Consider the following 12144-nt stretch of genomic DNA (forward strand, 5'->3'; position numbering starts at 1 on the left):
ATCTGCAGGGCCGGCTGGATCTGGGCGCGTTCGTGACCGAGACCATCGCGCTGGACGAGGTGGAGAAGGCGTTCGAGTGGATGCATCACGGCGACGTCCTGCGCTCGGTGGTGGTCCTGTGAGGGCGGGCGTGCGCATCGAACACCTCGTGACCTCGGGGACGTTCTCGCTGGACGGCGGCACCTGGGACGTCGACAACAACGTGTGGCTCGTCGGCGACGACCACGAGGCGATCGTCATCGACGCGGCACACGACGCCCAGGCGGTCGTCGAGGCCCTCGGAGGCCGGACCCTGCGGGCCATCGTGTGCACCCACGCCCACGACGACCACATCGCCGCCGCCCCGGATCTCGCCCTGCGCACCCGAGCCCCGGTCCTGCTCCATCCGGACGACCTGCCGCTGTGGAAGCAGACCCACCCGGACCGCCTGCCCGACGGCGAGCTGGCCGACGGCGAGACCCTCGCCGTCGCGGGCGTCGAAATGACCGTGCTGCACACCCCCGGGCACGCCCCGGGTGCGGTCTGTCTGTACGCACCGGCCCTGACAGCGCTCTTCAGCGGCGACACGCTCTTCGCGGGCGGGCCGGGGGCGACGGGACGGTCGTACAGCCACTTCCCGACCATCATCGACTCGATCCGGGACCGGCTGCTGACGCTGCCCGGTGACACGGTCGTCCACACCGGACACGGCCCGACGACCACGATCGCGGCCGAGGCCCCCCACCTCCAGGAGTGGCTCGACCGCGGTCACTGACCGCCCCCCGATGGTCCCCGCACGGCGCCCGTTCCACCTGTTCTTGCAGGTGGTTCGGGCGTTTCGGGCTGCCCGGAGACCGGCCGGAACGCCGGTCGGAACGGGGCGTTTGCACGCCTTGACAACGCTTCGGAGCGGCCTCCAGACTGACGTTGCGCTTACCGCAATCCGTTTCGCTATACGCACCGAGGTGTCATGATGATTCCCGCGTGCCGTCTCACGGATCTCCCGCGAGGCGAGGCCCTCCGGCTCGACATCGACCCGCCGGTCTCGGTGTTCCACACCGACGACGGCGAGCTCTTCGCCATCGACGACACCTGCACCCACCAGGACGCCTCGCTCGCCGACGGCTGGCTGGAGGGTTGCGAGGTGGAATGCCCGCTGCACGCCTCGAAGTTCGACCTGCGCACCGGTGCCGTCGACGCCCCGCCGGCCAGGCTTCCGGTCCGTACCCACGAGGTCTTCCTCGAGGACGGCATGGTCTACGTCCGGGTGTCGACCGACGCCCCCAATCTGCCGCCCTGCGTCGCCGCCCGGCTCGCCGGTGGTCCCGCGTGAGGACGGTCGCCGTGGTCGGCGCCTCGCTGGCCGGCCTGTCGGCGGTGCGCTCGCTGCGCAAACAGGGCTACGACGGGCGGCTCGTCGTCATCGGTGACGAACTCCACCGCCCGTACGACCGGCCGCCGCTGTCCAAGGAGTTCCTGGCCGGCACCCTCGGTGAGGCGGATCTGGCGCTGGAGCCGGACGGCGAGGAACTGGGCGCCGAGTGGCTGCTCGGCACCCGCGCCACCGGCCTGGACCGCGGCGAGCGCACCGTCCGGCTCGCCGACGGCCGCCAGGTAAGGGCCGACGGCGTCGTCGTCGCCACCGGGGCCGCCGCCCGCATGCTGCCCGGCACCGAGGGCCTGGCCGGGGTGCACGCCCTGCGCACCCTGGACGACGCCCGCGCCCTGCGCGACGAACTGGCCGCGGGCGGACGGCTGGTGGTGATCGGCGGCGGCTTCATCGGCGCCGAGGTCGCCTCCACCGCCTACGCCCTGGGGCTCGACGTGACGGTCGTCGAGGCGGCCCCGACGCCGCTCGCGGGACCGCTCGGCGCGACCATGGGCGCCGTCGTCTCCGGCCTCCATCTCGACCACGGCGTACGGCTGTTGTGCGGGGTGGGTGTCAAGGGGCTGAGCGGGGAGCGCAGGGTGGACGCCGTCCTGCTCGAGGACGGCCGCTGCGTCCCGGCCGACAGCGTCGTCGTGGGCGTGGGGGCCCGCCCCTGCGTCGAGTGGCTGACGGGATCCGGCCTGGAGCTCGACAACGGCGTCAAGTGCGGCGCCGACGGCCGGACCGGCCTCGCCGAGGTGGTCGCGGTCGGCGACTGCGCCAACTGGTACGACCCCCGCGCGGGCGCCCACCACCGCGTCGAGCACTGGACCGGGGCGCGGGAGCGGCCGGACGCCGCCGTCGCCGCGCTGCTGGCGGGCGGCGCGGCACAGCCGGGGCAGCCCCGGCCGCCGTACTTCTGGTCCGACCAGTACGGGGTGAAGATCCAGTTCGCGGGGCACGCGGCCGGTGCCGACAGCGTGACGGTCGAGGAAGGCACCCCCGACGACCGGAACGTCCTCGCGGTCTACCGGCGCGCGGGCACGCCCGTGGCCGTGCTCGGCATGAACCAGCCCCGGCTCTTCACGCGGTGGCGCAAGCAGCTCGCCGCCGCGACCTCCTGACGCCGTACCCCCGGCCTCCCCCCGCATGACCCCTCCACGTCCCCGAGGAGTGCACCGTGACCTCGACCAGCCTGCCGGGCAGCCTGATCGCCACCCTCCCCGGCTCCTCCTACACCGATCCGGCGATCTTCGCCCTGGAGCAGGAGCGCATCTTCGAGACCATGTGGTTCTGCGTCGCGCGCGCCTCGGACCTGGCCAGGGCCGGCGCCTTCCGCACCGTCGACGTGGGCCGCGAGAGCATCCTCGTCACCCGCTCCCGCGACGGCTCGATCCGGGCCTTCTTCAATGTCTGCCGGCACCGTGGCGCCCGCCTCTGCACCGAGGAGGCCGGCGAGGTCAAGCGTGCCTTCCAGTGCCCGTACCACGCCTGGACCTACGGCCTCGACGGCAAGCTCGTCGCCGCGCCCAACCTCACCAAGATGCCCGACGTCGGCCGCACCGAGTACGGCCTGGCGCCGGTGGCGGTCCGGGAATGGCTCGGCTACGTCTGGGTTTGCCTGGCGGAGAACCCGCCCTCCTTCGAGGAGGACGTGCACGGCGAGATCGTCGGCCGTCTCGGCGATGTGGCGTCGATCGAGGGGTACGACATCGAGGGACTGTCGCTGGGCAAGCGGATCGTCTACGACGTCCGGGCCAACTGGAAGCTCATCATCGAGAACTTCATGGAGTGCTACCACTGCGCCACCATCCACCCCGAGCTGACCGAGGTGCTCCCCGAGTTCGCCGACGGCTACGCCGCCCAGTACTACGTCGGGCACGGCGCCGAGTTCGCCGCCGAGGCCCAGGGGTTCACCGTCGACGGTTCCGCGGGGCTGGACCGCATCCCCGGGGTGAGGGAGGAGCAGGACCGCCGCTACTACGCGATCACCGTCAGGCCGCAGGTGTTCATCAACCTCGTCCCGGATCATGTGATCTTCCACCGGATGTTCCCGGTGGCCGTCGACCGCACGGTCGTCGAATGCGACTGGCTGTATCTGCCGCACGTCGTCGAGGGCGGCAAGGACGTCAGCCGGTCCGTGGAGCTCTTCGACCGGGTCAACCGACAGGACTTCGAGGCGTGCGAGCGCACCCAGCCCGCCATGGGCTCCCGTATGTACGCCAAGGGCGGCGTGCTGGTGCCCAGCGAGCATCACATCGGCGCCTTCCACGACTGGGTGAGCGGGCGCCTGGGCACTGTCCAGGGGTGACTCAGCCCAGATAGCCCATGCGGTGACTGATCTCCTCCGCGCCCTTGAGCAGCACCGGGGACAGCTCGTGCAGCCGCGCTTCGGTCAGGCGGTAGGCGGGTCCGGAGGCGCTGAGGGCGGCGATGACCTCGCCGTCCCGGTTGCGCACCGGCGCGGCCATGGCGTGCAGGCCGAGCTCCATCTCCTCCAGGGTCCACGCATAGCCGCGCTCGCGGGCCTCGGCGAGGTTCTTCTCCAGTTTCGTCTTCGCCGTGATGGTGTTCGGCGTGACCTTCTTCATGCCGGTCTCGCTCAGCAGCGCGGCGCGCCGCTTGGCCGGCAGGTGGGCCAGCAGGATCTTGCCGCTGGACGTGGCGTGCAGCGGGGTCAGCTGGCCGACCCAGTTGTAGGCGCTGACGGCACCGGGCCCGCGCACCTGGTACAGGTTGATCGCGTAGTGCTCCTGCATCACGGCGATGTTCACCGTCTCGCCGATCTGCTCGGCGAGGCGCTCGCACACCGGGCGGCCCTGCTGGGTGATGTCGATACGGCCGGTGACCGCGCCGGCCAGGCGGACGATGCCGAAGCCGAGCCGGTATTTGCCGCGCTCGCCCGCCTGCTCCACGAGACCACGCGCCTCCAGGGCGCCGAGCAGCCGGAAGGCGGTCGACTTGTGTACGTCGATCTCGGCGGCCACCTCGCTGACGCCCGCCTCGCCGCGCTGGGCCAGGATCTCGAGGACGCTGATGGCGCGATCGACCGACTGCACTCCGCCGGCCTGCGTGTTTGACGTTTCGGTTTCTTGGCTGTGGTTGCTCACAGCAAAACTATACGCGTAGTAAACAACACCACTGCAAGTAACGACGTCGTATGCGAGGACCCTGTTAAGTTGCGTCGTTCGCAACCTGGTGCGCATTGCGCTACCGGCGCTAGCATGCCGGGCGTATCTACGGCGCGAGCGAGACGAGGCATCATGGCTGACTGGCAGTACGACTTCGTCATCGTCGGCGGTGGATCGGCCGGCAGCGCACTGGCGAACAGACTCTCCGCCGACCCGGCGAACCGGGTGCTGGTGCTGGAGGCGGGCCGTTCCGACTATCCGTGGGATGTCTTCATCCACATGCCCGCGGCGCTGACCTACCCGATCGGCAGCCGGTTCTACGACTGGAAGTACGAGTCCGAGCCCGAACCCCACATGGGCGGCCGGCGTGTCTATCACGCCCGCGGCAAGGTCCTGGGCGGCTCCAGCAGCATCAACGGCATGATCTTCCAGCGCGGCAACCCGATGGACTACGAGCGCTGGGCGGCCGACCCCGGCATGCAGACCTGGGACTACGCGCACTGTCTGCCGTACTTCCGACGCATGGAGAACTGTCTCGCGGCCGACCCGGACGACGAGTTCCGCGGTCACGACGGCCCCCTCGTCCTGGAACGCGGACCGGCCACCAACCCGCTCTTCACCGCCTTCCTCAAGGCCACCGAGGAGGCCGGCTACGCCCCGACCGACGACGTCAACGGCTACCGGCAGGAAGGCTTCGCCGCGTTCGACCGCAACGTCCACCGCGGACGCCGCCTCTCCGCCTCCAAGGCATACCTCAAACCCGCGAGGAAGCGGCCCAACCTCACCGTCAGGACACGCGCGTTGGTCACCCGCGTCCTGTTCGAGGGCAAGCGCGCCGTCGGTGTCGAGTACCGGCGGGGCAGGGGTGCCGCACAGCAGGTCCGCGCCAAGGAGGTCATCCTGTGCGGCGGAGCCATCAACTCCCCGCAGCTGCTCCAGCTCTCCGGCGTCGGCAACGCCGGCGAACTGGGCGCCCTCGGCATCGATGTCGTCCAGGACCTGCCGGGCGTCGGTGAGAACATGCAGGACCATCTGGAGGTCTACGTCCAGTACGCCTGCAAGCAGCCGGTCTCCATGCAGCCGTACATGGCGAAATGGCGAGCCCCCTTCATCGGGTTGCAGTGGCTCTTCCGTAGGGGCCCCGCCGCCACCAACCACTTCGAGGCCGGCGGCTTCGCCCGCAGCAACGACGACGTGGACTACCCCAACCTGATGTTCCACTTCCTGCCGGTCGCCGTACGCTACGACGGCTCCTCACCCTCCGGCCGTCATGGCTACCAGGTGCACGTGGGCCCCATGTACTCCGACGCCCTCGGCTCGGTGAAGATCAGGAGCAGGGATCCGCGCGAGCGCCCGGCGCTGCGCTTCAACTACCTCTCCACCGAGCAGGACCGCCGTGAATGGGTCGAGGCGATCCGGGTGGCCCGCACGATCCTCGGCCAGAACGCCCTCGCCCCCTACAACGGCGGGGAGATCTCGCCCGGGCCTGCGGTGGAGACCGACGAGGAGATCCTCGCCTGGGTCGCGAAGGAGGGCGAGACGGCCCTGCATCCGTCCTGCACCTGCAAGATGGGCACCGACGAGATGTCCGTCGTCGACCCGGGCAGCATGCGGGTGCACGGACTTCAGGGGCTGCGCGTGGTGGACGCGTCGGTGATGCCGTACGTCACCAACGGCAACATCTACGCACCGGTGATGATGATCGCCGAGAAGGCCGCCGACCTGATCCTCGGCAAGGAGCCGCTCGCGCCGTCCAAGGCCGCCTACTACCGTCACCCCGACGCCCGTGAGCAGGCCGGGTAGAGGGGGCCGTGCGCCCGGCAAGGGGTGGACGCGCGGGCGCCCGCACGTTCGAATCGTGTTCTGCCGACCCCTTGACGTAGCTCTCCGCCATTCGCCAGGGTGTTCCACCACAAGCAATTGAATGCACGATGCGCAACGCATTCCGGCTGAAGGGCTTGGCGCGTGGCAGACCTGTATGTGGCCGGCGAATGGCGGGACGCGGTGGCCGGCGGGCGCCGGGAGATCCGCTGTCCCGCGGACGGCAAGCCGGCCGCGACCGTCTCGGAGGGAACCCGCGCCGACACGGAGGCAGCGATCGCCGCCGCCCGCAGCGCCTTCGACGAGGGACCCTGGCCGCGCACCTCCGAGCGGGAACGCGGCGCGCTGCTGCTGCGCGCGGCCGGCCTCATCGAGCGCGACGCCGGGGAGTTCGCCCGCGCCGAGTCGCTGGACACCGGAAAGCGGCTGGTGGAGAGCGAGTACGACATCGCGGACGTCGTCTCCTGCTTCCGTTACTACGGCGGGCTCGGCGGCACCGACGCCGGACGGGTGATCGACACCGGCCGCGACGACGCCGTCAGCCGCGTGGTCCATGAGCCGATCGGCGTCTGCGGACTCATCACCCCGTGGAACTACCCGCTGCTGCAAGCGAGTTGGAAGGTCGCCCCGGCCCTCCTCGCGGGCAACACGATCGTACTGAAACCCAGCGAACTCACCCCCTCCACATCCATCCTGCTGATGAGGGCGCTCGAGGAGGCCGGGCTGCCGGCCGGTGCCGCCAATCTCGTTCTGGGCACCGGACCGGAGGCCGGGGCACCGCTCGCCGAGCACCCGGCCGTGGACATGGTCTCCTTCACCGGTGGCCTGGACACCGGCAGACGCATCATGGCCACCGCCGCCGCGACGGTGAAGAAGGTCGCGCTGGAACTCGGCGGCAAGAACCCCAACGTCGTGTTCGCCGACGCCGACTTCGAGACCGCCGTGGACTTCGCCCTCACCGCCGTCTTCCTGCATTCGGGGCAGGTCTGTTCGGCCGGCGCACGGCTCGTCGTGGAGGACCGCCTGCACGACGCCTTCGTCGACGAGGTCGTCCGCCGCGCCCGCCGGATCCGCCTCGGCGGCCCCTTCGACCCCGACGCCGACACCGGACCGCTGATCTCCGCCGGGCACCGCGCGAAGGTGGAGTCCTACGTCGCGGCCGGCCTCGCCGAGGGAGCCGTACTGCGCTGCGGCGGCGTCCGCCCCGACGACCCGGCGCTCGCCGACGGCCACTACTACCCGCCGACCGTGCTCGACGAGTGCCGGCAGGACATGCGTGTGGTGCACGAGGAGTCCTTCGGGCCCGTGCTCACCGTGGAGCGCTTCACCGACGAGGACGACGCCGTACGCATCGCCAACGACACCGAGTACGGGCTCGCCGGAGCCGTCTGGACCCAGGACGCCGGCCGGGCCCAGCGGGTCGCGCGGCGGCTGCGCCACGGCACCGTATGGATCAACGACTACCACCCCTATGTGCCGCAGGCCGAATGGGGCGGCTTCGGACACTCGGGCGTGGGCCGGGAGCTGGGACCGGCCGGCCTGGATGAGTACCGAGAGGCCAAGCACATCTGGCAGAACATCCGACCCCGGCCGCAGCACTGGTTCCGCGGCTGAACGGCGAAGAGAGGCCGACCGTGACCCCAACGCAGACCGAGGTGCCGCAGCGGCGCGGCACGCCCCAGGATCCGGACGGACTTCCGGTCATATCCGTGCGCCGGCTGTGGAAGGTGTTCGGCCCCAAGGCCGACCGGGTGCCCGACTCCGAGGAGCTGTGCGGCCTCGGCCGGCGTGAGCTCATGGACCGCACCGGCTGCACCGCCGCCGTGCGCGACGTCGACTTCGATGTGCGCAAGGGCGAGGTCTTCGTCGTCATGGGCCTGTCCGGCTCCGGCAAGTCGACCCTGGTGCGCTGTCTGACCCGGCTGATCGAACCCACCGCGGGCGAAATCCTCTTCGAGGGCGAGGACATCCGCCAGGCCGACGGCAAGCGGCTGCGCGAACTGCGCCGCAGCAAGTTCTCCATGGTCTTCCAGCACTTCGGGCTGCTGCCGCACCGCAGGGTCGTCGACAATGTCGCCTTCGGCCTGGAGATCCGCGGTCTGAGCCGCGCCGAGCGCACCCGACGGGCCCAGGAGGTCGTGGAGCTGGTGGGCCTCGCCGGTTACGAGAACTCCTACCCCGACCAGCTCTCCGGCGGAATGCAGCAACGCGTGGGCCTCGCCCGGGCGTTGGCGGGCGACCCGGACGTCCTCTTCTTCGACGAGCCCTTCTCCGCGCTCGACCCGCTGATCCGCCGCGACATGCAGAACGAGGTCATCCGACTCCACCACGAGGTCGGCAAGACCATGGTGTTCATCACCCACGACCTCTCCGAGGCACTCAAACTGGGCGACCGCATCCTCATCATGCGCGACGGCAGAACCGTCCAGTGCGGCACCGGCGACGAACTCGTCGGCGCGCCCGCCGACGACTACGTACGCGAGTTCGTCAAGGACGTGCCGCGCGGCGATGTGCTCACCCTGCGGTGGATCATGCGCCCGGCGACGTCCGACGACGCCCTGGACGGGCCCGAACTCGGCCCGGACGTCGTGGTGAAGGAGGCCACCCGGGCCGTCCTCGCGGCCGACGGACCGGTCAAGGTCGTCGAGGACGGCAAGCTGCTCGGCATCGTCGGAGACGAGGAGATCCTCGCGGTGATGGCCGGGCGGGAAGGCGGCGTGTGATGACCGTCGCCGTGGAGAAACCCGAGCAACCGCGCAAGCCGGAGCCGCCGCGGGACACCGGCACCGGACCCGGCGCCACGCCTGCGGTCCGGCGGCGCAAGGTGAGCCGCGGCATGGTGGTGGCCGCCGTCCTGCTCGGCTGGCTGCTGCTCTTCGCCTTGCTGCGCGGCAGGCACACCCTCGCCCTGGCGGCGGCCGATCTCACGGATCTGCACCGGTGGTTCAACGAAGCCAACGACTCCATCGGCGCGAACCGCAACTCCAACCCGCTCTTCCTCTACTTCTTCAACGAGATCCGGCTGGTCATCGACACCCTGGTGACCTTCGTCCAGGAACTGATCTCCCAGCCCTCCGCCGGCCGCCCGCTGCCGCAGATCGGCTGGCTCGGCGTCGTCGGCATCGCGGGCTATGTCTCCTGGGCGGTGGGCAACTGGCGGGTCGCCCTGCTGGCCGTCGCGGGCTTCACCTTCATGGGGCTGCAAGGGCTGTGGCAGGAGAGCATGGACACCCTGGCCCTCACGCTGTCCGCGGTGTTCGTGGCCCTGCTGTTCGCGATCCCGCTCGGCGTGTGGGCCGGACTGTCGGACCGGTTCAACCGGATCGTGACCCCCCTGCTGGACTTCATGCAGACGATGCCGACCTTCGTCTACCTCGCCCCGCTCACCCTGTTCTTCCTCATCGGCGGTGCCTCCGCCACCATCGCCACCGTGATCTACGCGGCACCCCCCGCCATCCGCATCACCGCCCACGCCATCCGCTCCGTACCGAGGACCACCGTCGAGGCCGCCGACTCACTGGGCGCGACACCGCGGCAGGCGCTGCTGAAGGTCCTGCTGCCGATGTCCAAGCGGACCGTGGTGATGGGCGTCAACCAGTCCATCATGGCCGCCCTCGCCATGGTGACGATCGCCGCCCTGATCGACGCGCCCGGCCTCGGCAAGACCGTCGTCCAGGCCCTTCAGTCCCTGGACGTGGGCACGGCCTTCAACGCCGGCCTCGCCATCGTCGTCATGGCGATCGTCCTCGACCGGGTCACCACCGCGGCGAGCACCCGCGAGGAGAGCGCCCGACGCTCGGGGGGCCGCCTGCTCACCTGGCGGCGGCCACTGCTGGCCGGGGGCGCGGCCGTCACGGCGGTCCTGGTCTATCTGTCGCACACCTATGTATGGGCGGCTCGGTTCCCCGGCGAGGGCGGGCTCGGCAGCTCCATCGCGAGTGCGGCGGACGCCGCGACCACCTGGGCCCAGGACAACCTCTCCGCGCTCACCAACGCCTTCCGCGACGCCCTCACCAACGGTCTGCTCAACCCGTTCCAGACCCTCCTCACCGACTCCCCGTGGTGGCTCGTCGCCGTGGTGCTGATCGCCCTGGGCGCGGTGCTCGGCGGCCCGCGCGCCGGCGTCACCACGGCCGTCTGCGTGGGCCTGCTGGTCGGCACGGGCGTATGGTCGGACGCCATGACGACGCTGGCGTCGACCGTCGTGGCGACGGTGCTCGTCATGCTGCTCGGCATCGCCTTCGGCGTATGGATGGGCCGCAGCCTCCTCGTGGACCGGCTGCTGCGCCCCACCCTGGACGCGGCGCAGGTCATGCCGCCGTTCGTCTATCTCGTGCCGTTCCTCGCGCTGTTCGGCGCGACCCGCTTCACGGCCATCGTCGCCGCGATCGTCTACGCCGCCCCGGTCGCCATCAAGATCATCGCGGATGGCGTCCGGGCCGTGCCGGCGACCACCGTCGAGGCGGCCACCTCCGCCGGCTGCAACACCTGGCAGATCATCACCAAGGTCCAACTGCCGATGTCACGCAGTGCCCTGACGCTCGCGACCAACCAGGGCCTGATCTATGTGCTGTCGATGGTCGTGGTGGGCGGCCTGGTGGGAGCGGGCGCCCTCGGCTACGACGTCGTGGCCGGCTTCTCGCAGGGACAGCTGTACGGGAAGGGCCTCGCGGCGGGCCTCGCCATCGTCCTTCTCGGCGTCATGTTCGACCGGATCACTCAGGCCGCGGCGCGGCGCGTGAGTGCGTAAGGAGCACTGACCCATGGCAACTCAAGTACGACAGTGGAGAGTCGGCGCGGCCGGCCTGGCCGTTCTCGGACTCACCCTCACCGCCTGCGGCGGTGCGAAGGTCGGTGAGGACTCCTCGGGCGCGGACGGCTCGGGCGGCTCCGGCAAGTGCGGCACCTTCAACCTCGCCGTCAACCCGTGGGTGGGCTACGAGGCGAACGCGGCGGTCGTCGCGTACGTCGCGGAACACGACCTCGGCTGCACGGTCACCAAGAAGGACCTCAAGGAGGAGATCGCCTGGCAGGGCTTCGGGACGGGCGAGGTCGACGCCGTCATCGAGAACTGGGGCCACGACGACCTGAAGAAGAAGTACATCACCGACCAGAAGACGGCCGTGGACGCCGGAAAGACCGGCAACAAGGGCCTCATCGGCTGGTATGTGCCGCCGTGGCTGGCGAAGGCCCACCCGGACATCACCGATTGGGAGAACCTGAACAAGTACGCGGCCCGGTTCAAGACCTCCGAGTCGGGCGGCAAGGGGCAGTTGCTCGACGGCGACCCGTCGTTCGTCACCAATGACGAGGCCCTGGTGAAGAACCTGAAGCTGGACTTCAAGGTGGTGTACGCGGGCAGCGAGACCGCGCTCATCCAGGCGTTCCGCAAGGCGGAGAAGAACAAGGAATGGGTGATCGGCTACTTCTACGAGCCGCAGTGGTTCATCTCCGAGGTGCCGTTGGTCAAGGTCAAGCTGCCCGAGTACAAGACGGGGTGTGACGCCGACGCGGAGAAGATCGCCTGTGACTACCCCGTGTACGAACTCGACAAGATCGTCAGCGCGAAGTTCGCCAAGTCGGGCAGTCCCGCCTACGACCTGGTGAAGAACTTCACCTGGACGAACGGCGACCAGAACACCGTCGCCAAGTACATCGCCGTGGACAAGATGACGCCTGAGGCGGCGGCGAAGAAATGGGTCGACGCCAACCGCGACAAGGTCGACGCCTGGAGCAAGTAGGCCGTTGGTGAACGCCCGGTGGGCGGTGCGCGTCCGTGCGCACCGCCCACCGGGCATTGCCGTCTCCGGGACCGCCTCGCGCACCTTTTCCGTGCCGTTCGCC

At 70.1% G+C, this 12144-nt stretch carries 10 protein-coding genes and 1 pseudogene; 10 read left to right on the forward strand and 1 reads right to left on the reverse strand.

What is annotated here, in order from left to right:
* From ACHBTE_RS31980 to ACHBTE_RS32000, 5 genes and pseudogenes are all read left to right on the forward strand, one after another.
* Nucleotides 1–122 (forward strand): annotated as a pseudogene (locus tag ACHBTE_RS31980) (S-(hydroxymethyl)mycothiol dehydrogenase); the annotation flags it as partial.
* 8 nt (nt 123–130) lie between these two features.
* Nucleotides 131–754 carry an MBL fold metallo-hydrolase gene (locus ACHBTE_RS31985; RefSeq protein WP_394728536.1) on the forward strand — a complete coding sequence of 208 codons (624 nt, stop codon included), beginning with the start codon at nt 131–133 and terminating at the stop codon, nt 752–754.
* A gap of 195 nt (nt 755–949) precedes the next feature.
* Nucleotides 950–1312 carry a bifunctional 3-phenylpropionate/cinnamic acid dioxygenase ferredoxin subunit gene (locus tag ACHBTE_RS31990; protein WP_394728538.1) on the forward strand — a complete coding sequence of 121 codons (363 nt, stop codon included), beginning with the start codon at nt 950–952 and terminating at the stop codon, nt 1310–1312.
* A complete protein-coding gene (locus tag ACHBTE_RS31995; RefSeq protein ID WP_394728540.1) occupies nt 1309–2472 on the forward strand; it encodes an NAD(P)/FAD-dependent oxidoreductase in 1164 nt (387 codons plus the stop codon). The genes ACHBTE_RS31990 and ACHBTE_RS31995 overlap by 4 nt, the downstream gene beginning before the upstream one ends.
* A gap of 56 nt (nt 2473–2528) precedes the next feature.
* Nucleotides 2529–3659 (forward strand): aromatic ring-hydroxylating dioxygenase subunit alpha, encoded by a 1131-nt coding sequence (locus ACHBTE_RS32000; protein WP_394728542.1) that lies wholly within the window; start codon nt 2529–2531, stop codon nt 3657–3659.
* 1 nt (nt 3660) lies between these two features.
* Here ACHBTE_RS32000 and ACHBTE_RS32005 read toward each other — a convergent pair whose 3' ends face one another.
* Complete coding sequence (locus ACHBTE_RS32005) at nt 3661–4407, reverse strand: IclR family transcriptional regulator (RefSeq protein WP_394728654.1); 747 nt, start codon at nt 4405–4407, stop codon at nt 3661–3663.
* A 204-nt stretch (nt 4408–4611) separates the two neighbouring features.
* On the opposite strand from ACHBTE_RS32005, the gene betA reads away from it, so the two are divergent.
* The 5 genes from betA to ACHBTE_RS32030 all read left to right on the forward strand — a co-directional run bounded on the left by betA (nt 4612) and on the right by ACHBTE_RS32030 (nt 12041).
* Nucleotides 4612–6282 (forward strand): choline dehydrogenase, encoded by a 1671-nt coding sequence (gene betA, locus ACHBTE_RS32010; protein ID WP_394728545.1) that lies wholly within the window; start codon nt 4612–4614, stop codon nt 6280–6282.
* 162 nt (nt 6283–6444) lie between these two features.
* Nucleotides 6445–7914, forward strand: a complete 1470-nt coding sequence (locus tag ACHBTE_RS32015) for an aldehyde dehydrogenase family protein (RefSeq protein ID WP_394728547.1) — start codon at nt 6445–6447, stop codon at nt 7912–7914.
* A gap of 20 nt (nt 7915–7934) precedes the next feature.
* A complete protein-coding gene (locus tag ACHBTE_RS32020) occupies nt 7935–9023 on the forward strand; it encodes a glycine betaine/L-proline ABC transporter ATP-binding protein (protein ID WP_394728549.1) in 1089 nt (362 codons plus the stop codon).
* Nucleotides 9023–11050, forward strand: coding sequence for an ABC transporter permease (locus ACHBTE_RS32025; protein ID WP_394728551.1), 2028 nt, complete (start codon nt 9023–9025; stop codon nt 11048–11050). The genes ACHBTE_RS32020 and ACHBTE_RS32025 overlap by 1 nt, the downstream gene beginning before the upstream one ends.
* Before the next feature lie 13 nt (nt 11051–11063).
* A complete protein-coding gene (locus ACHBTE_RS32030; protein ID WP_394728553.1) occupies nt 11064–12041 on the forward strand; it encodes an ABC transporter substrate-binding protein in 978 nt (325 codons plus the stop codon).
* Nucleotides 12042–12144 lie beyond the last annotated feature (103 nt).

Origin of the sequence: Streptomyces sp. M41, assembly GCF_043673425.1 — a bacterium.
Taxonomy (GTDB): Bacteria; Actinomycetota; Actinomycetes; order Streptomycetales; family Streptomycetaceae; genus Streptomyces.